Below are 20,548 nucleotides of genomic sequence, written 5' to 3' on the forward strand. Positions count from 1 at the left end.
GCGCTGCGCCGACGCACCAGCACGCGGCCCCCCCCGGCGCCGGCCCGGCCCGCGGCCGGGGCAGGGCACCCGATCCCCGAGGCCGCCGCGGGGGGCCCGCGGGGCCGCGCTCGTGCTTCGGGGGGCGTGCCCCCCGCCTTCTACAGGGCCACGCCCAGCAGGGCGTCGACCGTGCGGGAGACCAGGCCGGGGGCCGATTCGTCGTCGCCGGCGGCGGCGATCTGGAGTTCGACCCAGCGGTCCACGGCCGCCAGCGCGGCCGGGGCGTCGAGGTCGTCGGCGAGGGCCTCGCGGACCTCCTCGACCAGGGTGTCGGCGGGGATGCCGTCCGGTCGGGACACGGCCGCGCGCCAGCGTTCGAGGCGGGCGACCGCCTCGGCCAGGACCTCGTCCGTCCACTCCCAGTCGGCCCGGTAGTGGTGGGCCAGCAGGGCGAGTCGGATGGCGGCCGGGTCGACGCCGGCGCGGCGCAGCGCGGAGACGAAGACCAGGTTGCCCTTCGACTTCGACATCTTCTCGCCGTTGAGGGCCACCATGCCGGCGTGCACGTACGCCTTGGCCATCGGGAACTCGCCCGTCAGGGCCTGTGCGTGCGAGGCGCCCATCTCGTGGTGCGGGAAGGCCAGGTCGGAACCGCCGCCCTGGATGTCGAAGCCCATGCCGAGGTGGTCGAGCGCGATGGCCACGCACTCGATGTGCCAGCCGGGCCGACCGCGGCCCAGCGAGCCGCCGTCCCAGCTCGGGTCGCCCGGGCGGGCGGCCATCCAGAGCATCGGGTCGAGCGGGTTCTTCTTGCCGGGGCGCTCGGGGTCGCCGCCGCGCTCGGCGGACAGCAGCCGCATCGCCTCGGCGTCGAGGTGGGAGACCTGACCGAAGTGGGGGTCGGACTCCACGGAGAAGTAGACGTCGCCGTCGAGCTCGTAGGCGGCGCCGGCCTCCCGGAGCCGTTCGACCAGCGGCACGATGCCGGGTATGGCCTCGACGGCGCCGATGTAGTGGCGGGGCGGCAGCATCCGCAGGGCGGTCATGTCCTCGCGGAAGAGGGCCGTCTCGCGTTCGGCGAGCTCGGTCCAGTCCTGGCCGTCACGCAGCGCCCGCTCCAGCAGCGGGTCGTCCACGTCGGTGACGTTCTGGACGTAGTGAACCTGCCGCTTGTTGTCGAGCCACACGCGCTGGACGAGGTCGAACGCGTTGTAGGTCGCCGCGTGACCGATGTGGGTCGCGTCGTACGGAGTGATGCCGCAGACGTAGATACGGGCGACGGGACCGGGGTCGAGGGTGATCGTCCCTTGGGTCGCGGTGTCGTGGATCTGGAGGTCGCGGCCCTTGCCGGGCAGGGCGGGGACCTCAGAAGCGGGCCAGGCATGCATGCATCGAGACTAACCGGACTGGTGTTCCGGAAACGAACCGGACCTGCACTGTTGGCTTGATCGACACTCTTGCGATCTGGCCGGTTCCATGCATGTCGGGTCTGCCCGGTTCAGACCGGCGGCCAGGGGATCGCGGGCCACTGTCCGGAGGGCTTCGGGTGCGTCCCGGTGCGCACCAGATGGGCCACACGGGCCCGTACGGCGTCCAACTCGACGGCGGTGATCAATTCGGCCAGCCGGGTGGCGAGCGGGCCCGCGTCGGCCAGCTGCCCGGTCAGCGAGGCCAGCGCCGACCGGGCCTCGTCCGTCAGCGGCTCCCCCGCCCACCCCCAGAGCAGGGTGCGCAGCTTGTCCTCCGTGTGGAAGGTCACTCCGTGGTCGATGCCGTAGAGCCGTCCGTCGGGCGCGGGCAGCAGGTGGCCGCCCTTGCGGTCGCCGTTGTTGATCACGGCGTCGAGGACGGCGAGCCGGCGCAACCGGGGGTCGTCGGCGTGCACGAGCAGCGCGGTGCGGCCCTCGCCGACCTCGGCGAAGGCGACCGGTTTCCAGCCCTCGCCCGCCTCCTCGCCCTCGACGAGCGCGAGGAGCCCGCTCTCGGGTGATTCGCCGGCGTCGATCCAGTGCTGGACCATGCCCTCGCCGTACGGGCCGTCGCGCAGCACGGTCGTCGGTACGAGCCCCCAGCCCGTGGCCTCGGAGACCAGGTAGGCGGCGCGCTCGCGCTGGGCGAGGTTGCCGTCGGGGAAGTCCCACAGCGGCCGCTCGCCCTTGACCGGCTTGTAGACGCAGTCGGCGCTCTCGCCCTCGTGCGTCACCGTGCAGAGCAGGACGGCGTTGGAGGCCTCGGCGATGCGGCCGCGGACGGTCAGCTCACCTCGTGTGAGCAGCTCTTCGATCGGGGGCACGCCGCTCACGCCTGGCGCCGGTAGCCGTTCTGGCGCGGACACACGTGCCCTTCCGGGTCGAGCGGAAGGCTGCACAGCGGGCACGGCGGGCGGCCCGCGTTGACGACGTCCAGGGCGCGTTTGGCGAAGGCCCGTGCCTGGGTGCCGGAGAGGCGGACGCGGAGCATCGGGGGCCCGTTCTCCTCGTCCTGGAGCAGGCGTTCCTCCGCCTCGGCGAGATCCTCGTCCGAGTCTGCGTCGAGTTCGACGAGCGCCTGGGCCTCGACGATCATGCGCTGTTCCTCGCCGTCCCAGGCGAGCGCCATGGTCCCGACGCGGAACTCCTCCTCGACGGGAACGTCCAGCGGCGCGGTGTCGGCCGCCTCGGTGGAGGCGACGGCGGGGACGGGGGCGTTGCCGCCGGTGCGCCGCACGACCTCGTCCAGCAGTTCGTCCATCCGCTCGGCCAGGGCCGCGACCTGCGTCTTCTCCAGGGAGACGCTCGTGACCCGGGGGCCCGAGGAGGCCTGCAGGAAGAACGTACGACGTCCAGGCAGACCGACCGTGCCGGCCACGAAGCGGTCCGGCGGGTCGTAAAGGAAAACCTGACGGGGCACGTCCAGTCTCCAAGTTTCGGCGGCGGGGGGAGGGGCGGTGCTGTGCGGTTGTGTTGGCCCGTCCACCCTACTGCGCCGTTCGATCAGGCCGCGCCCGCACCGCCCCCCACGACGGCGTTCCCGTCGGCTTCGGGATCCCGCGGGGTTTCGGGGGACGCGTGCGGGACGAGCGACCCGAAGTCCCCGGTGTCACCGAGCCGGAAGACGAACGGTCGGGTCGCGGTGTAGCGGATCGCGGTGACCGAGCAGGGGTCGACGTGGATCCGCTGGAAGAGGTCGAGGTGCATGCCGAGGGCGTCCGCCACAAGGGACTTGATGATGTCCCCGTGCGAGCACATGAGGAAGACGGCGTCGCCGCCGTGCTCTTCCTCGATCCGCGCGTCCCATTCGCGTACGGCGTCCACGGCGCGGGCCTGCATGGCCCGCATGGACTCGCCGCCGGGGAAGGACGCCGCCGAGGGGTGCTGCTGGACGATCTTCATCAGGGGTTCGTCGGCGAGCTCGGAGAGCTTGCGGCCGGACCAGTCGCCGTAGTGGCACTCGCCGATCCGGTCGTCGGTGTGCTCGGTCAGCTCGGGCCGGGCGGCGAGCAGCGGGGCCAGCGTTTCCCGGCAGCGCTGGAGCGGGCTGCTGACGACGGCCGCGAGGGGCACCCCGGCGAGTCGCCCGGGCAGCGCGGCGGCCTGTTCGGCGCCGCGTTCGTCGAGGGCCACTCCCGGGGTCCATCCGGCGAGCAAGCCTGCGGTGTTGGCGGTGGACCGCCCGTGTCGTACGAGGATCAGCGTGGCCATGCGCCCAGCCTAAGCGGTGTCGCCCGTGTGCGGGCGGGGTGGGCTCAGGGAAGAATGCCCCGGGTGATTGTCGACTGCGCGATGTACCGGGACGGCCGCCGTTCCCAGGCCCCGAAGGACTTCTCGGACGCCCTGGAGGAGGCCCGGGCCGTTGGTGACGCCTTCGTCTGGGTCGGCATGCACGAGCCGACGGCGGAGGAATTCGACCATGTCAGCCGGGAGTTCGGCCTGCATCCCCTGGCGGTGGAGGACGCGCTGGGGGCGCACCAGCGGCCGAAGCTGGAGGTGTACGACGACTCGCTCTTCGTGGTCCTCAAGCCGGTGGTGTACGACGAGGCGACGGACACCGTGACCACCGGTGAGCTGATGGTCTTCATCGGGGACTCGTTCGTGGTCACCGTCCGGCACGGCGAGGGGGCCGCGCTGGCCGCCGTCCGGCACCGGCTGGAGCACGAGCCGGACGTGCTCAGGCACGGGCCGACGGCGGTGTTGTACGCGGTGTCCGACGCGGTGGTGGACCACTACATCGAGGTGGCGGCCGAGCTCCAGTCGGACCTGGAGGAGTTGGAGGCGGAGGTGTTCGCGCCGAACGTCGCGGACACGAAGAACACCGCCGCCCGGATCTACGGCTTCAAGCGGCAGGTGTTGGAGTTCCGGCGGGCGACCAGCCCTCTGCTCCAGCCGATGGACCGCCTCGCCTTCGGCAGCGTGCCGTTCGTGCACGACCACGCGCAGCCCTTCTTCCGCGACGTGGCCGACCACCTGACGAAGGCGAACGAGTACATCGAGGGGTTGGACCGGCTGCTGTCGGACGCGCTGGCGGCGCACCTGGCGCAGATGGGCGTCCGGCAGAACGACGACATGCGCAAGATCTCCGCCTGGGCGGCGATGGCGGCCGTCCCGACGATGGTCGCGGGGATCTACGGCATGAACTTCGACCACATGTGGGAGCTGCGGCAGCGCTGGGGCTATCCGGTGTTGCTGGTGGTCATGGCGGCGCTGTGCCTGGGCCTGCACCGGATGTTCAAGCGCCGCGGCTGGCTGTAGGCCCGCTGCCCCCGATCCCCTCCGATCCCGCCGGGCCGCTCAGGCGAACTCGGGGGCGGTGACGGGTTCGCCGCCCAGCGCGTCGCGGCGCGCGGGCTGCTTCAGGTCGATCATGCGGTGCCAGCCGCTGAAGCGCTCGTAGGCGTACATGCCGCGGATGCCGACGGCGAGCGCGGCGGACTTGGGCGCGGGCCAGCGCAGGATCCGGCCCATGTGCGCCATCACGGCGAGGCTCACGTCGCGGTAGACGCCGATCTCGGCGAGCGCGCTGGTGCGCAGGGTCCGCTGGATGGTCCGGGCGTGACCCTCGCGGGCGAGGCGCAGGAGTTCCTCGTGGCAGTAGGCGAGGTGGTTGTCCTCGTCGTTGCTGATCATGCGGATGGCCTTGCCGAGCTCGGGGTGGTCCCCGAAGCAGTTGACCAGCATCTCCATCTGGTCCGCGGCGCGCTGTTCGGTGACCCGGCTGTGCGCGAGGTAGACGACGATGTCCGCCTCGGTCAGCGGTTCGTCGCGGCGCAGCTTGTCGTGGGCGAGCCCGATGCCGCGCCGCTCCAGCAGCATCGTGTAGTCGGTCTCGGGCGGGACGGGGACGGCCGGCAGCCCGCGTTTGCGGAGCAGGGCCCGGAAGATCCGGCCGTGCTTGTCCTCGTCGGCGCCGTGACGGGTGATCTTGGGTGCGAGATCGCGCATGCCGGCCGGCACGAGGGCCGCGATCCGGGCGTTCTCCCAGCCGCCCTGGGACTCCCCGCTGGCGGCGATGGAACAGAACAGCTGGAAGGACTCGTCGTGGTCGACGATCTCCTGGAACAGGCTGCGGGCAGAGAGCATGGAACGAGTCAAATGCGGATGGAGCGGACGGGCAACCGATGCGCCGCGCCGCTCGGCCGAATGAACGAACCGAAGGCGGTGGCCCCAGGGCGTAACCCGGGGGCCGTCGATCGCGTTGTTGGCGGTGTCGGCCGTGGCGGGGAAGACCCCCCGAGCCCCCACCACGGCCGCAGACCTTCCGACTCCTCGCCTCAGGCGAGACCCGCCAGTTCCAGCGCCTCGGTCCCGGCGCGCAGGGCGGTGATCCGCTCGTCCAGCGTGAATCCGGCCGGGGCCAGCGTCAGGGTCGTGACCCCGGCCTCCGCGTAGGCGCGCATGCCGTCCGCGATCCGCTCCACGGAACCGAGCAGGGTGGTCGAGTCGATCAGCGAGTGCGGGACGGCGGCCGCCGCGCCGGCCTTGTCGCCGCCCAGGTACTTCTCCTGGATCTCGGCGGCTTCCTTCTCGTAGCCCATGCGCTGGGCCAACTGGTTGTAGAAGTTCTGCTTGGGGCTTCCCATGCCTCCGACGTACAGCGCGGTGTACGGGCGGAACATGTCCGCGAGGCCGCCCACGTCGGCGCCGACGGCCAGCGGCACGGTCGGACACACGTCGAAGCCGTCCATCGTCAGGCCGGCCTTCTCGCGGCCCGCGCGGATGTGCCGCAGGGCCGTCTCCTCCAGGTGCTCGGCCGCCGGGAAGATCAGCAGGGCGCCGTCGGCGATCTCGCCCGTCTGCTCCAGGTTCTTCGGCCCGATCGCGGCGATGTAGAGCGGGATGTGCTCGCGCTCGGGGTGCACGGTGAGCTTGATCGGCTTGCCGGGGCCGCCGGGCAGCGGGAGGGTCCAGTGCTGTCCTTCGTAGCTCAGCCGCTCGCGGCTCATCGCCTTGCGGACGATCTCCACGTACTCGCGGGTCCGGGCGAGCGGCTTGTCGAACTTCACGCCGTACCAGCCCTCCGAGACCTGCGGTCCGGAGACCCCGAGGCCGAGCCGGAAGCGGCCCTTGGTGAGCGAGTCCAGGGTGGCGGCGGTCATGGCCGTCATGGCGGGCTGGCGGGCCGGGATCTGGAAGATGGCCGAGCCGACGTCGATCCGCTCGGTCTGGGCCGCGACCCAGGCCAGGACCGTGGCCGCGTCCGAGCCGTACGCCTCGGCCGCCCAGCAGACGTCGTACCCGAGGCGGTCGGCCTCCTGGGCGACGGCGAGGTTGTCGGCGTCCATGCCCGCACCCCAGTAACCGAGATTGATGCCGAGCCGCATGTGTCGTCCCCTTACCGGTTTACCGATCAGTAACGTAGGTCTGCGGGGGACTGTAGCGCGCCACGGTGCCCGTCGTCAGTGCCCCAGTAGTCTCAGCGCTCATGGAGCAGAGGCATCTCGGCCGCACCGGACTGCGCGTCTCCCGGATCGGCCTCGGCACCCTGACCTGGGGACGGTCCGCCGAGGGACCGGACGAGGCGGGCGCGGCCGAGCAGTTGAAGACCTTCTGGGAGGCGGGCGGCACGTTCGTCGACACCGCCGACGTGTACGGGGGCGGGGAGGCGGAGTACGTCCTGGGACAGCTGATCGGCGGGGCCGCCCCCCGGCGGGAGCTGGTGATCGCGACCAAGTCGGGTTCCGTACGGGACCCGGATCGGCGCTTCGACTGCTCGCGCGGCCACCTGTTGGCGGCGCTGGACGATTCGTTGGCCCGCCTGGGCACCGATTACGTGGACCTGTGGCAGGTGCACGCCTTCGACCCGGCGACCCCGCTGGAGGAGACCCTCCAGGCCCTGGACCTGGCCGTGAGCAGCGGCCGCGCACGGTACGCGGGGGTGGCCGGCTTCAGCGGCTGGCAGTTGGCGAAGGCGGCGACCTGGCAGCTGGCGGCGCCGGGCCCCCGGACCCGCCTGGCGTCGACCCAGATGGAGTACTCCCTCCTCCAGCGGGGCGTGGAGCGCGAGGTGCTGCCGGCGGCGCTGGACCTGGGCGTGGGCCTGCTCCCCTCGTCGCCGCTGGGGCGCGGGGTCCTGACGGGCAAGTACCGGGACGGCACCCCGGCCGACTCCCGCGCCGCGTCGCAGACCCTGTCGGCGTTCGTGGACCCGTACCTGGACGAGCCCGCGGGTCGGATCGTGGACGCGGTGGCGACGGCGGCCCAGGGGTTGGCGGTGACCCCGCTCCAGGTGGCGCTGGCGTGGGTCCGGGACCGGCCGGGGGTCGTCGCGCCGATCGTCGGCGCGCGGACCGCGGCGCAGCTCGGCGCGGCGCTGTCGGTGGAGGCCCTTAGTCTTCCGGAGGAGATCTGCCGTGCGCTGGACGACGTGTCGGCGCCCGTGCACCGCTACCCCGATCAGGACTGGAGCACGCTGTGAGTACGGACCGTCAGGCCCCCGAGCCCGCCGCCGCGGATGAACTGGCCGCCCCCGGCCCGGAGGGCGAGCCCACGGACGGCTCCGACGGCGTCGCTCCGCCGCAGGCGGCGCCGGCCGCCGACGCGCCGTCCGAGCCGCCGTCGGACCCCGAGGCCGCACCGGACGCCGACGGGCCGGACGCCGATGGTGACGACGCCGACGCGCCGGTGACCCAGGCGACGGACACGGCCTCCGAGGACGCCGACGGTGACGCCGAGCCGGGCGGGACGATCACTGGGGACGCCGCCCCGGGCGACGCGCAGGACGCCAAGCCCGCGCTCAGCGAGGCGGCGGCGGAGTTGGCAGCGCAGAAGGTCGAGCGGGAGCGGATCGCCCGGCGCAAGGCGGAGCGCGAGGCGCCGATCGAGGCCGGCGCGAAGCTCAGCGGGACGGCCGCCGACCTGCTGGCCGCCGTACGGGCCGTGGAGAGCGGCGCCCAGAGCGCCCCCGTGTACTTCGACGACGCCCCGGCCGCGCCGCGCCCCGCTCCGGCCGCCGCTCCCCCGCAGCCCCGCGCCCCCGCGCCCGTCGCGGCGGTCGCCGTCGGCGACGTGGACGCCGTGCGGGCCGTCCTGCTCCGCGGCGGGGCTCCCGAGGCCCTGGCCGCGCAGGCCGCCGCCGTGCTCGGCGAGGGCGCGGCCGAGCGGCTCGCCGAGGACCCCTGGCTGCTGTTGGCGGTGGCCGGGGTGCGTCCCACCCAGGCCGACGGGTTCGCCCGGGCGCTGCTGGGTCCCGAGGCCGGCCCGGCCGACGAGCGCCGCAGCGCCGCGCTGGTGGGTTGGCTGCTGGACCAGGCCGCCCTCAAGGGACACACCGCGCTGGAGGCCCCGGTCCTGGAGAAGGCCCTGGCCCAGTACGGCGTGCCGGACGCGGGGCAGGCGCTGGAGCGGGCCATCGGGGACGGCGCGGTGCTGGTGTTCCACGAGCCGGTGGACCCGCCGGGCACCGAGTACGCCGAGGGCGAGGAGCCCCCGGTGCGCGTCCTGGTGGGTCTGGAGGGTTGCGCGCTGGCCGAGGAGAGCCTGGCCGACGGGCTGGCCCGGCTCGCCAACACCTTCGGTGGGGCGGCCGATTGGGAGAAGGCCGCCACCGGGCCCGGCGCGGAGCTGATCCGGGCGGTCGCCGGGCACGGCCTGGTCACCCACACCGGTGGCGAGGCGGCCCGCGCCGAACCGGCGGCCCTGCTCGCGGTCGCCCGGGAGTTCGGACTGCGGGCGTGCCTGGCCGCCCACGCGCCGCACGAGGGAGCCGTCACCGTGACGGGCCTGCTCGCGGGCGCCGAGGGGCCCGGGCGGGACGCGGACGGACAGTTCGCGCTGGACCTGCTCATCGTCCTGGACGCCCCCCAGTTGGACGTGGAGACCGCCGCCGCGCTGGTGGAGTCGGTGCCCGACGGCGCCCGACTGGTGCTCTCCGGTGACCCCGGGGTCCTCGGCTCGGCCGGGCCGGGGCGGGTGTTCGCCGATGTGCTGGCGGCCCGTGCCTGCCCGCAGTCGGTCTCGCGCACCCCGGACCCCGGGCCGCTCGGCGAGCTGGTCTCGGGTATCGGGATCGGCGAGCTGAACCAGGTCGAGGCCCCCGGCAAGGAGGTCGTCATCGTCCCGGTGCGCGACGCCGGGGAGGCCGTGCACCGGACCGTTCAGCTGGTGGCCGAGTCGGTGCCCCGCGCGTTCGGCGTCCCGGCGGACGACGTACAGGTCATCACTCCCGGCCACGGCGGCTCGGCGGGCACCCGGGCGCTGAACGCGGCCCTCAAGGAGCGGCTGAACCCCGGCCCCGGCCGGTTCCACGGCTTCGATCCCGGGGACCGGGTCGTCCACGTGCCCTCGCCGGGGCGGGCCCTGCCGGCGCGGGTGGTGTCGGCCGACGCGCAGGGGCTGCACCTGGACGCCTCGGGCGAGCGGATCGTCGTGCCGCAGGAGCAGGTGGAGTCGCGGATCCGGCACGGCTGGGCGGTGACCGCGCACCAGGCCGTGGGCACGCGATGGCCGGCGGTGGTCGTGGTCCTGCCGGGGGACGCGGCGGACGCCCTGTCGCGGGACTGGGTGTACACGGCGTTCGGGCGGGCCGAGCGGCACCTGTCCGTGGTGCACGGCGTCGACCAGGCACTGCCGACCGCGGTGGCCCAGGGGCTGCCGAAGCCGCGCACGACCCGCCTGACGGGCCTGCTGCGGGCGCTGGCGGCCTCGGCCCGGGAGCAGCCGCAGTAGCGCGGGCGACGACGGTGCGCCCCCGCCCGGGACCGGGCGGGGGCGCACGTCGTACGGGGCGGGACGACCCGGGGATCAGGCCGGGGTCAGGCCCGGCGCGGACTCCTCGACCTCGTCGTCCTCGAAGTCGTCCGGCTCCTCGTCGAAGACGGCACTCACGTCGAACCGGTGCAGCACGTCCTGCGGGTCGGTGTGCCCGAAGGGGGTGTCCAGCCACTCCCCGGGTTCGGCGATCTCCTCCGCCGCGGCGAGCCACAGCGTGGAGTCCCCTTCCTCCAGGCCGAACTCCTTGTAGCGGGAGGCGATCTCATCGGGCTCGTACTCCCCGAAGAGCACACCGAGAGCACCGGCGGTGCCCCCGTCGTCGACCAGCTCGGCGTCCCGGTCGTGCGCGGCGACACGCTCGGCCTGGGCGATCAGTCGCTGGGGTTCCACGACGGCGTAGTCGCGGCGGATGAGCACGCTGAAGGCGGCGGGCTCGGCGGGGCCGGTGTACGGGACGCCGTCCTCGGGCGTCGGGATCTCGAAGGGGGTGACCTCGTCGTACCGGTCGTACAGGAGCTCGTCGTACTCCTCGGCGGCTGCGGCGAGTTCGTTGAAGGCGGCGTAGACGGCCGGGTCCTCGTCCCCGATCCTGCTCTCGACCGCGGCGAGGTGGCGGTCGAGAGCGGCCTTGACCGCCTCGGCGGCGGCGCGTACCTCGGCAACAGTGGGCAGAGCGGCATCAGACATAGTGCAGACGCTATCCGTAGCAGGGCTCTGCCCGCACAATAGATGCGATGCCGGAATACGAATTTGTCGACCTGTACGTGCCCCGCGGGGTCCCTCGCCACGAGGCCACCCGCCTGTTGACCGACCATGCCGAGTACGGGCACTGGGAACTGGACCGACTGACGCTGCACCGGGACGGCAGCCGCCGGGTACGGCTGCGCCGCCGGATCATCCGCCAGGTCCGCGCCACCTGGTGACGCGGGCCCCGGGGGCGGGACCCGCGTCGTGAACGGCCGTCAGGCGGCGTTGCGGGCGCGCCGGTAGAGCACGGCGCCGGCGAGCAACAGTCCGCCCGCGAGCGGAACGCCGGCACTGAGGACCCCACCGGCACCGGTCTCGGCCAACCCTGCGCCCTGCCCGGGCATCACGGGGCTGCCCGGGGTGCCGGGGTTGCCCGGGGTGCCGGGGTACCCAGGGGTGCCGGGGTGACCCGGAGTGCCGGGGTTGCCGGGCGTACCCGGATTCCCAGGGGTGCCGGGGTTACCCGGAGTGCCGGGGTTCCCAGGGTTCCCAGGCGTACCGGGGTTACCCGGAGTACCGGGGTTGCCGGGCGTACCCGGATTCCCAGGGGTGCCGGGGTTGCCCGGAGTACCGGGAGTACCGGGGTTGCCGGGCGTACCCGGATTCCCAGGGGTGCCGGGGTTGCCCGGGGTGCCGGGCTCGTCGTCGTCGCACGGCTCTTCCGGGTGGCCCGGGTGGCCGGGGTTTCCGGGGTGCCCGGGGTGGCCCGGGTTTCCGGGGTGCCCGGGGTGGCCAGGCTTGGTCGGCTTGCCGACGTTGGCGCAGCGGTTGCCGAAGGCGGGGTTCAGGCCTCCCACCACGGTGACGGTGTTCCCGCAGGCGTTCACCGGTACGTCCACGGGCGCCTGGAGGTTGTTCCCGGACAGCAGGCCCGGGGAGTTCGCGGCATGGCCGGACGCTCCGGCGTCCGCGTGGGCGACACCCCCGCCCAGCGCGAGGACACCTCCCGCGGCCGCCATGGTGATCAGGGTCTTCCTGGTGACCTGTACTACCGGTCGTCGCATCTGTACTCGTCCCCTGTTGTGCACGTTTCGGTCGACGCGCAGGCCCTGCAGGCTCCCCCGCCTGCCGCGCCGAGATGTCGGAAGCCGGGCCGCGTGATCGAGATCGGGCCCGGAAAGCCCGGTGGCCCCGGAGCGCTGGAACGCGCTCCGGGGCCCGGGACTTCAGATACGTCAGGCGTTGACGCAGGTGTTGCCGAAGGCCGGGTTCAGCAGACCGATCACGTTGATCGTGTTGCCGCAGACGTTGACCGGCACGTGGACCGGAACCTGGACGACGTTGCCGGACAGGACACCGGGCGAACCGATGGCCGCACCCTGGGCACCCGCGTCGGCGGCAGCCATGCCCGCACCCGCGAGAATGAGACCACCGGTGGCAGCCGCAGCGGCGACAACCTTCTTGAGCATTGTTCCTCCTAGTAGGCAAGTGCGGTCCCAGCCGCGGACCGCACCACCTGTAACGAGGAGGGATCACCAGGGCTACGAGCGTATGAGTGCATTCACTCTTCTCAGTGGCATCCGCACACCTTCCCGATTTCCGCGCGTCAGGCGTTGTCGATGAATCGGTCGAGCACCCGAACACCGAACTTCAGCCCGTCCACCGGCACCCGCTCGTCCACGCCGTGGAACATGCCGGCGAAGTCCAGTTCCGGGGGCAACTGGAGCGGGGCGAAGCCGAAGCAGCGGATGCCGAGGTCGTCGAAGGACTTGGCGTCCGTGCCGCCGGAGAGCATGTACGGAACCGCGCGCGCGATCGGGTCCTCCGCCTTCAGCGCGGTCTGCATGGCGTCGACGAGCTTTCCGTCGAAGTCCGTCTCCAGGGCCTTGTCCGCGTGGACGTCCTCCCGCTTCACGCGCGGACCCAGGATCCGGTCGAGGTCGGCGAAGAACTCGTCCTCGTAGCCGGGCAGGAAACGTCCGTCCACGTGCGCGGTGGCCTGGCCGGGGATGACGTTGACCTTGTAGCCGGCCCCCAGCATGGTCGGGGCCGCCGAGTTGCGCAGGGTGGCTCCGACCATCTTGGCGATGCCGCCGAGCTTGGCGAGCGTCGCGTCCATGTTGTCGGGGTCGAGGGGGGTGCCGAGCGCGTCCGAGAGTTCGTCCAGGAAGGACCGGACGGTCTTGGTCACGCGCACCGGCCACTGGTGGCGGCCGAGCCGGCCCACGGCCTCGCACAGCTCCGTGATGGCGTTGTCGTTGTTGGTCATGGAGCCGTGGCCCGCGGTGCCCTCCACCGTGAGCCGCATCCAGTGCATGCCCTTCTGGGCGGTCTCCACCAGGTACAGGCGCAGGTTCTCGTTAACGGTGAACGAGAAGCCGCCGACCTCGCCGATGGCCTCGGTGACGCCCTCGAAGAGGCCGGGGTGCTTGTCGACGAGGTGCCGGGCCCCGTAGACGCCGCCCGCCTCCTCGTCGGCGAGGAAGGCCAGCACGATGTCGCGCGGGGGCTTGCGGCCGCTGCGCATCCGGTCGCGCACGACGGCCAGCGTCATCGCGTCCATGTCCTTCATGTCGACCGCGCCGCGCCCCCACAGGCACCCGTCGGCGATCTCGCCGGCGAAGGGGTCGTACGTCCAGTCCGCGGCGTTGGCCGGTACGACGTCCGTGTGCCCGTGGATCAGCAGCGCCGGCCGGGAGGGGTCCTCGCCCTCGATGCGCGCGACGGTGGAGGCCCGCCCCTTGTGCGATTCGAAGATCTGCGGCTCCAGCCCGACCTCGGCCAGCTGCTCCGCGACCCACTCGGCGGCTTTCCGCTCGCCGGGGCCGGAGTGGTCCCCGTAGTTGCTGGTGTCGATCCGGATGAGGTCACGGCAGAGGTCGACGACCTCGTCCTCGCCGGAGACGGTCCTGCCCGCGCTCGATTCGCTCACGCTGCTTCCTCCCACTGATCAGTGCCGACTTCCTCCCCCCATCCTCGCCCCACGGGCCGTCGTCCCCAAGGGCGATCCCCGGTCGCCGGGGGGTGTGATCGAGGGCCCCGGAATGTTTGGTAATGTTTTCCACGTCGGAACGGCCCGCGAGGGACGCGAGACAGACACCTTGTCCGGGTGGCGGAATGGCAGACGCGCTAGCTTGAGGTGCTAGTGCCCTTTATCGGGCGTGGGGGTTCAAGTCCCCCCTCGGACACCAGCAGGAACCCCACTTCGGTGGGGTTCTTTTGCGTTTCCGGCCTCGGGGGAACGCGTCTGCCGGAGGCCGTTCGCGGCCTCCGGCAGAAGCGTGTTCAGGGGCGGCCGGCCACGTGCAGGGGGCGGGAGGCACCCAGGCCGGCGGCGATCTGCGGGACCAGCAGGACCAGGAGCACGATCAGCGGCAGCGTCCAGCCGTGGGAGGCGTCGTGGAGCGCGCCGAGGAGGGCCGGGCCGGTGGCGGCCAGGGTGTAGCCGAGGCACTGGGCCATGCTGGAGAGCTGGGCGGTGTGCCGGGCGTCGGGTGCCCGGTGCAGGATGAACAGGAGCGCGAGGCTGATCGCCACGCCCTGGCCGAGGCCCAGCAGGACCATCCAGAGGTACGCGCCGGCGACCGGGGCGAGGAGGAGCCCGGTGAAGCCGAGCGCGCACAGGACGGCGCCGAGGACGGCGAGGGTTCCCGTACCGATCCTGCGGCCGGCGACGACCGGGGCGAGGAAGGAACCCGTGATGCCGAGCAGCGAGGAGAAGGAGAGCATCCAGCCGGCGTTGCCCGGGGTCGTGCCGGCGTCCGCGAGCAGGGTGGGCAGCCAGGCGGCGGCCGCGTAGTAGCCGAGGGACTGCAAGCCCATGTAGGCGGTGACCTGCCAGGCGAGCGGTGAGCGCCACAGGCCGCGGACGGGGTGGGCCGCGACGCGGGCGGTGGCCGCGGCGGTCCGGGTACGGGAGCGGACATGCGGGAGCCAGACGAGGAGCGCGACCAGGGCGAGCGCGCCCCAGCAGGCGAGGGTGGCCTGCCAGGTCATGTCGCCGGCCTGCCGGACGGGCAGGGTGATGCCGGCGGCGAGCGCGGCGCCACCGAAGAGGGACATGGAGTACAGGCCGGTCATCAGGCCGGTGCGGGTGGGGAAGTCGCGCTTGATCAGTCCGGGGAGCAGGACGTTGGCGACGGCTATGCCCGCGCCGATGACGAGCGTGCCGGCGAACAGGGCGAGAACGCTGTCGAGCATGCGCAGGGCCGTGCCCGCGCAGACCAGGGCCATGGTGGCGAGGAGGGCGCGTTCCGTGCCGAGGTGGCGGCCGATCCGGGGGGCGAGGGGTGCGAGCAGGCCGAAGCAGAGCAGCGGGAGCGCGGTGAGCAGGCTGACCGAGGCGGCCGACATCCCGCTGTCCGCGCGGATGGTGTCGGCGAGGGGTGAGACGGCGACCAGGGCAGGGCGCAGGTTGAGTGCCAACAGGACGACTCCCGCGGCGAGCAGGAGGGTCCGGCGTCCTCCGCCGGCCGGCGGGGTCCCGGGTTCCGGCGGGGTCGTGGGTGCGGGGGCGGGGGGCCGGCCGGCGCGGGTGGCGGCGCTGTTACTCACGTGGTGCTCCTGAACTGTGCTGCGTGTCCGGCCGCGTGTCCGGCTGTCGCCCGGTCAGGGCGGCCACGCCTTCGGCGAGGTGGGCGGAGACCGCCGCTTGCGCGGCGTCGGGGTCCTGGGCCTCGATGGCGTCGGCGATCGCCTGGTGCGCGTCGAGCTGGTGGCGTACGGAATCGGGTACCGGGGCGCTGACGACCGAGTGGACGCCGGCCCGGAGCGCGCCGGCGAAGTGTTCGTAGAGGTCGCTGAGCACGCTGTTGTGGGCGGCGGCGACCACGGCGCGGTGGAAGGCGAGGTCCGCGTCGACGAAGGCGTCCGTGTCTCCGCTCTCCCAGCCGCCGGTGCGCTCCGCCATGGCCTCGCGCAGGGCGGCGACGTCCTCGGGGGTGCGGCGCAGCGCGGCATGGCGGACGGCGTCGCGTTCCAGCGCGGAGCGGACCTCGTAGGCCTCCAGTTCCCCGGATCGGCGCAGTCGGCGCTGGACGGCCGCTCCGAAGTCGCTGCTGGCGCGGACGTAGGTGCCGTCGCCGCGCAGGGGTTCCAGGAGTCCGGTGTGGACGAGGGCCCGGACGGCCTCGCGGACGGTGTTGCGGCCGACGCCGAGCTGTTCGACCAGGGCCGGCTCGGCCGGGATGCGGGTGCCGACCGGCCACTCGCCGTCGGCGATCAGGCTCTCCAACTGCGTGATGACCTGGTCGACGAGGGTGGCGCGGGGGGTGTGGCGCAGCGGCATGGCCGGTCCTCTCGGTTCCGTTTCTTCGAACATGGGAACATCCCATGTTTGAGGAGGCAAATCGCGGCCGCTCCTCCGCAAAGCGCGGGAGGCCCCTCGCGCCGGGTCGGAACTCCGGTGCGGGGGGCCTCGCGGGCGGGGTCGGGCGTCAGCGGCGGGCGGCCGCGATCTCCGCCACGCGGCGGCGGACCAGGAACCAGCCGCCGACCAGGGCCGCGCCGATGACGGGCACGAACATGACGGTGGTGCGGCCCACGCCGCCGTCGGACCACATCAGGACCAGGACGGTGACGAGGAAGACCAGGGTGACGATCTGGGTGTAAGGGGCCCAGGGCAGTCGGTAGGCGGGGCGCTGTACGCGGCCCTGCCGGGCGCGGCGCCAGAAGTGCAGCGAGCAGAGCATGACCATGGCCCAGGTGCCCAGGATGCCGAGCGAGGCGAAGTTCAGGACGATCTCGAAGGCGTCCTTGGGCATGAAGTAGTTCAGGCCGACGCCCGCGATGCCGAAGGCCGCGGTGAACAGGACGCCGCCGTAGGGGACCTTGCCCTTGTTCATGACCCCGGTGAACTTCGGCGCGGAGCCGGACATCGCCATGGAGCGCAGGATCCGGCCGGTGGAGTAGAGGCCGGAGTTCAGGCTGGACAGGGCGGCGGTCAGCACGACCAGGTTCATGATGCCCGCGGCGCCGGGGATGCCGAGCTTGTCGAAGACCGTGACGAAGGGGCTCTGGCCTTCGGAGTACGAGGTGTAGGGGAGCAGCAGGGCGAGCAGGACGACCGAGCCGACGTAGAAGATGCCCACGCGCCACATGATCGAGTTGATCGCCTTCGGCATGATCTTCTCGGGGTTCTCGGTCTCGCCGGCGGCGACGCCGCAGAGCTCGACGGAGGCGTACGCGAAGACGACGCCCTGGATCACCAGGAGCATCGGGAGCATGCCGACGGGAAAGAGGCCGCCGTTGTCGGTGATGGAGGACAGGCCCGGGGTGTGGCCGTCGATCTCGTGGCTGGTGGCGACGAGGTAGATGCCGACGAGCAGGAAGATCGTCAGGGCGGCGACCTTGACCAGGGAGAACCAGAACTCCATCTCGCCGAAGTACTTCACCGAGATCAGGTTCGCGGTGAGGACGACGGCGAGGGCGACGAAGGCGAGGACCCACTGGGGGACGTCGGTGAACATCGCCCAGAAGTGCGCGTAGGTCGCGGCGGCGGTGATGTCGGCCACGGTGGTCGTGGACCAGTTGAGGAAGTAGAGCCAGCCCGCGGTGTAGGCGCCCTTCTCCCCCATGAACTCGCGCGCGTACGAGACGAAGGCGCCGGAGGAGGGGCGGTACAGGACGAGCTCGCCGAGGGCCCGCACCACGAAGAAGGCGAAGACGCCGCACACCGCGTAGGCGATCGCGAGGGAGGGCCCGGCGCCGGCGAGCCGGCCGCCCGCACCGAGGAAGAGGCCGGTTCCTATCGCCCCGCCGATGGCGATCATGTTGATGTGGCGGGACTTGAGGTCCTTGCTGTAGCCCTCGTCACCGGCGTCGACATGCGGGGAGGGCGTCGCGGCGGGAGCCTCGGCCAAGGTGCGGTCACTCATGTACTGACTTCGCCTTCGTGGGTGGGGCAGGCAGGTCAGAACCGCCGCGCGGGGACGTTCGGTGGTGTCGGGCGCGCCGCGGTCCGTGTGTGGTCGCCCCAGGAGACCATGCGGCTCCGCTACCCGCCAAAACCCGTTCCATGTGCGCGGAAGCCCCCGACGACCTTGGAAAAGAGCGTCGGGGGCTTCCTGGAAGCTCGAATGCGTGGTGGCGAGGTCAGTCGCCGGGGGTGGGGTCCGCAGCCTGGTCGAGCCGGAAGGCCTCGTTGCCGAGGCCGATCCGGGCGTGCGCGTCGGGGCGGCGCGACTTGAGCGACAGCCCGTGGAGGAGGCCGCCCGCGGCGGCCAGTCCGATGATGCCGGGCAGCACCCAGCTGAGCGCGGAGCCGTCCTCGGCGCCGACGAGGACCGCGAAGTCCTTGACGGTGTAGACGGCGATGAACAGGAGCGCCAGACCCGCGGCGCCGGCCGCGACGAGCCGCCAGACCTGGGCGCCGGCGGTGCCGCGGCGGACGAAGAAGGCGATCACGGCGAAGGAGGCCGTGGCCATGAGGAGCGTCACACCGAGGGCGCCCACGCTGCCCATCCAGGTGAACAGGTGCAGCACCGGGGTCGTGGGGTCGCCGATCGGCAGGTCGTCGGTGAGGGCGAAGGCGAGGACCACGACCGCGGCGATGCCGGTCTGCAGGAGCGAGCCGGTGCCGGGGGCGCCGGTGCCGGCGTTGGTCCGACCGAAGGCGGCGGGGAGGAGGCCCTCGCGGCCCATGGCGAAGGCGTAGCGGGCGACCACGTTGTGGAAGCTGAGCATCGCCGCGAACATGCCGGTGACGAAGAGGACGTGCAGGACGTCGGTGAAGCCGGCGCCCAGGCGGCTCTCGGTGAGCTCGAAGAGCAGGCCGGGGCCGGCGTCGGCGGAGGTCCTGACGACCTCGGCGGGACCGGTGGCGACGGACAGCGCCCACGCGCTGAAGGCGAAGAACAGCGCGACGAAGCCCACGGCGAGGAACATCACCCGGGAGACGACGATGTGCGGCTTGCTGGTCTCCTCGGCGTAGACGGGGGACTGCTCGAAGCCGACGAAGGCGGCGATGCAGAAGCACAGGGCGGTGCCGAGGCCGGCGCCCGTGAGGGTCTCGGGGTTGAAGGCGTGCAGCGAGAGGCCCTCGGGGCCCGGCTTGCCGAGGGCGGCGACGTCGAAGACGACGACGAGCGCGCATTCGATGAGGAGCAGGACGCCGAGCACCTTGGCGTTGAGGTCGATCTTGAGCCAGCCGAGCGCGCCGGTGGCCGCGACCGCGATGAGGGCCGGTATCCACCAGGCGAGTTCGATGTCGAGGTAGGTGGCGAAGAGGCCGGAGATCTCGAAGCCGAGGATGCCGAAGACGCCGACCTGCATGGCGCTGTAGGCGATGAGGGCGACGAAGGAGGCGCAGGCGCCGGCGGTGGGACCGAGGCCGCGCGCGATGTAGGCGTAGAAGGCGCCGGCGTTGTGGACGTGTCGGCTCATCTCGGCGTAGCCGACGCTGAACAGCGCGAGGACGGCTCCGAGCACGACGAACAGCAGCGGCTGACCGACGATGCCCATGACGCCGAAGATGGTGGGCATGACTCCGGCGACCACCATCAGGGGGCCGCTGGCGGCGAGTACGGAGAGCAGCAGGCCGGCGGTGCCGAGGCGGCCGGCGCGCAGGGCCCGGTCCTGGCCCTTGTACGTGCGTATCTCGGCGGGGTCGGTGAGCGTGGCGGATCTGCCCGTCGCCATGGTGGCGTCCTTTCGGGGAGGGAACTGGGTGGTCCTGCTAAGCGGTGCCCAGCGCCGCACTGCGCGCGGCGAGGAACGCCTTGTGCGGATCGAGGTCCGGATACGACCAGGGCGCGGGGGTCGCGTGGCGGCCGATCCGGTGGAAGAGGGCGGCGGCCTCGGCGGGGCGTCCCTCGGAGAGCTTGGCGTGGGCGAGGAAGTTGAGGTCCACCCGGTTGCGGGGGTGGTCGTCCCGCTCCCATTCGAGCCACCAGTCGAAGGCCGCGCGCAGGACCTGGCGGGCGCGGCGGCCGGACCAGTGGGTGACGGCCCCGTCGTGTCCGCCGTGGGCGGCGAGCACCCGGTAGCGCTCGGCGTGGGCGATGACGGGGAGCACGGCGAGCGGGGAGTCGGCCGGGGACTCCTCGGCCGCCCAGGCGGCGAAGTCGTACACCTCGTGGAGCGGGTCGAGGCCGCCGCCGGGCGAGCGCTCGGCCAGTTGGGCGACCATCAGGTGGTGGGCGTGGTGGTGTTCCCGGTGGCGGGCCCGGACCTGGTCGAAGTGGCGGCTGAACTCCTCCTCGGTGCCGAAGGCGCGGGTGAGCAGGAGCAGCCCGAGCCAGGGGGTCGGGTCGGCGGGGAGCAGCGCGGCGGCGCGGCGGCAGGCCTCCTCCGCCGCCTCGGGCGTGCCCTTGCGGCGCAGGGCGCTGAAGACGGTGGCGCAGGCGAGGAGGGTGGCGGCGTCCGCGCTGTCGGGCTCGGCGAGCAGCCATTCGCGGGCCCAGGCGGTGGCGGCGGGGGTTTCGGCGAGGACGACGACGCGGTGGCCGCGGCGGTCCCAGTCGTCGGCGGTGCCGACGAGGAGGGTGCGCGCCTTGGCCCAGCGACCCTGGCTGAACTGGCTGCGGACGTCGACGAGTTCCGTGTCGCAGAGGGCGGGGTCGAAGAGCTGGGCGTCCCGTTTGCGGGCGCGGCCGAGGGGCGGCGGAGGCGGGGACATCCGCGGGGTTCCCTCCAGGACACGGGAGCGGGTGGGTGAAGGGATCAAGCCGGTGTGTTTCCGGATGATCACGCACAGC

At 72.7% G+C, this 20,548-nt stretch carries 19 protein-coding genes and 1 tRNA gene; 5 read left to right on the top strand and 15 right to left on the bottom strand.

The window, feature by feature from the left end:
• Positions 1-140: 140 nt before the first annotated feature.
• From mshC to ACIRO3_RS17950, 4 genes are all read right to left on the bottom strand, one after another.
• Positions 141-1,370, bottom strand: coding sequence for a cysteine--1-D-myo-inosityl 2-amino-2-deoxy-alpha-D-glucopyranoside ligase (gene mshC, locus ACIRO3_RS17935; RefSeq protein ID WP_361775241.1), 1,230 nt, complete (start codon positions 1,368-1,370; stop codon positions 141-143).
• Between the two features lie 110 nt (positions 1,371-1,480).
• Complete coding sequence (locus tag ACIRO3_RS17940) at positions 1,481-2,275, bottom strand: SCO1664 family protein (protein ID WP_404137537.1); 795 nt, start codon at positions 2,273-2,275, stop codon at positions 1,481-1,483.
• A gap of 5 nt (positions 2,276-2,280) precedes the next feature.
• A complete protein-coding gene (locus tag ACIRO3_RS17945) occupies positions 2,281-2,871 on the bottom strand; it encodes a DUF3090 domain-containing protein (RefSeq protein ID WP_361775247.1) in 591 nt (196 codons plus the stop codon).
• A gap of 83 nt (positions 2,872-2,954) precedes the next feature.
• Positions 2,955-3,662: a histidine phosphatase family protein gene (locus tag ACIRO3_RS17950; protein ID WP_361775250.1), complete on the bottom strand. Its 708-nt coding sequence runs from the start codon at positions 3,660-3,662 to the stop codon at positions 2,955-2,957.
• A gap of 54 nt (positions 3,663-3,716) precedes the next feature.
• On the opposite strand from ACIRO3_RS17950, the gene ACIRO3_RS17955 reads away from it, so the two are divergent.
• Complete coding sequence (locus tag ACIRO3_RS17955) at positions 3,717-4,709, top strand: magnesium and cobalt transport protein CorA (protein ID WP_361775253.1); 993 nt, start codon at positions 3,717-3,719, stop codon at positions 4,707-4,709.
• A gap of 39 nt (positions 4,710-4,748) precedes the next feature.
• Here the strand turns inward: ACIRO3_RS17955 and ACIRO3_RS17960 are convergent, their stop codons facing one another.
• Together ACIRO3_RS17960 and ACIRO3_RS17965 are read right to left on the bottom strand one after the other, a co-directional pair.
• A complete protein-coding gene (locus ACIRO3_RS17960; protein ID WP_404137541.1) occupies positions 4,749-5,537 on the bottom strand; it encodes a ferritin-like domain-containing protein in 789 nt (262 codons plus the stop codon).
• Positions 5,538-5,728: 191 nt separating this feature from the next.
• A complete protein-coding gene (locus tag ACIRO3_RS17965; protein ID WP_361775259.1) occupies positions 5,729-6,778 on the bottom strand; it encodes an LLM class F420-dependent oxidoreductase in 1,050 nt (349 codons plus the stop codon).
• Between the two features lie 101 nt (positions 6,779-6,879).
• On the opposite strand from ACIRO3_RS17965, the gene ACIRO3_RS17970 reads away from it, so the two are divergent.
• Positions 6,880-7,872, top strand: a complete 993-nt coding sequence (locus ACIRO3_RS17970; protein ID WP_366148526.1) for an aldo/keto reductase — start codon at positions 6,880-6,882, stop codon at positions 7,870-7,872.
• A complete protein-coding gene (locus tag ACIRO3_RS17975; RefSeq protein WP_404137545.1) occupies positions 7,869-10,121 on the top strand; it encodes an ATP-dependent RecD-like DNA helicase in 2,253 nt (750 codons plus the stop codon). The genes ACIRO3_RS17970 and ACIRO3_RS17975 overlap by 4 nt, the downstream gene beginning before the upstream one ends.
• 75 nt (positions 10,122-10,196) lie before the next feature.
• On the opposite strand, the gene ACIRO3_RS17980 is transcribed toward ACIRO3_RS17975, so the two are convergent.
• Positions 10,197-10,853, bottom strand: coding sequence for a hypothetical protein (locus tag ACIRO3_RS17980; RefSeq protein ID WP_361775269.1), 657 nt, complete (start codon positions 10,851-10,853; stop codon positions 10,197-10,199).
• 47 nt (positions 10,854-10,900) lie between these two features.
• On the opposite strand from ACIRO3_RS17980, the gene ACIRO3_RS17985 reads away from it, so the two are divergent.
• Positions 10,901-11,089: a DUF5703 family protein gene (locus ACIRO3_RS17985; protein ID WP_361775272.1), complete on the top strand. Its 189-nt coding sequence runs from the start codon at positions 10,901-10,903 to the stop codon at positions 11,087-11,089.
• 39 nt (positions 11,090-11,128) lie between these two features.
• Here ACIRO3_RS17985 and ACIRO3_RS17990 read toward each other — a convergent pair whose 3' ends face one another.
• From ACIRO3_RS17990 to ACIRO3_RS18000, 3 genes are all read right to left on the bottom strand, one after another.
• Positions 11,129-11,917 (bottom strand): chaplin family protein, encoded by a 789-nt coding sequence (locus ACIRO3_RS17990; protein WP_404137548.1) that lies wholly within the window; start codon positions 11,915-11,917, stop codon positions 11,129-11,131.
• A gap of 171 nt (positions 11,918-12,088) precedes the next feature.
• On the bottom strand, positions 12,089-12,322 hold the full coding sequence (gene chpH, locus ACIRO3_RS17995) for a chaplin ChpH (protein WP_053678804.1): 234 nt from the start codon (positions 12,320-12,322) through the stop codon (positions 12,089-12,091).
• A 137-nt stretch (positions 12,323-12,459) separates the two neighbouring features.
• The gene (locus ACIRO3_RS18000) at positions 12,460-13,785 is read right to left on the bottom strand and encodes a M20/M25/M40 family metallo-hydrolase (RefSeq protein ID WP_266951209.1); all 1,326 of its coding nucleotides are present in this window, start codon (positions 13,783-13,785) and stop codon (positions 12,460-12,462) included.
• Positions 13,786-13,956: 171 nt separating this feature from the next.
• On the opposite strand from ACIRO3_RS18000, the gene ACIRO3_RS18005 reads away from it, so the two are divergent.
• Positions 13,957-14,044 (top strand) — tRNA-Leu (locus ACIRO3_RS18005).
• A gap of 94 nt (positions 14,045-14,138) precedes the next feature.
• On the opposite strand, the gene ACIRO3_RS18010 is transcribed toward ACIRO3_RS18005, so the two are convergent.
• The 5 genes from ACIRO3_RS18010 to ACIRO3_RS18030 form a co-directional block, all read right to left on the bottom strand.
• Positions 14,139-15,407, bottom strand: a complete 1,269-nt coding sequence (locus tag ACIRO3_RS18010; RefSeq protein ID WP_404137551.1) for a CynX/NimT family MFS transporter — start codon at positions 15,405-15,407, stop codon at positions 14,139-14,141.
• A complete protein-coding gene (locus ACIRO3_RS18015) occupies positions 15,400-16,140 on the bottom strand; it encodes a FadR/GntR family transcriptional regulator (protein ID WP_404137554.1) in 741 nt (246 codons plus the stop codon). The genes ACIRO3_RS18010 and ACIRO3_RS18015 overlap by 8 nt, the downstream gene beginning before the upstream one ends.
• Positions 16,141-16,288: 148 nt before the next feature.
• Positions 16,289-17,728 (bottom strand): amino acid permease, encoded by a 1,440-nt coding sequence (locus ACIRO3_RS18020; RefSeq protein ID WP_361775285.1) that lies wholly within the window; start codon positions 17,726-17,728, stop codon positions 16,289-16,291.
• Positions 17,729-17,945: 217 nt separating this feature from the next.
• Positions 17,946-19,490 carry an APC family permease gene (locus ACIRO3_RS18025; protein ID WP_404137558.1) on the bottom strand — a complete coding sequence of 515 codons (1,545 nt, stop codon included), beginning with the start codon at positions 19,488-19,490 and terminating at the stop codon, positions 17,946-17,948.
• A 37-nt stretch (positions 19,491-19,527) separates the two neighbouring features.
• On the bottom strand, positions 19,528-20,469 hold the full coding sequence (locus tag ACIRO3_RS18030; RefSeq protein ID WP_404137561.1) for a hypothetical protein: 942 nt from the start codon (positions 20,467-20,469) through the stop codon (positions 19,528-19,530).
• Positions 20,470-20,548 lie beyond the last annotated feature (79 nt).

The organism is Streptomyces sp. NPDC102278 (assembly GCF_044766345.1).
Classification (GTDB): Bacteria; Actinomycetota; Actinomycetes; order Streptomycetales; family Streptomycetaceae; genus Streptomyces.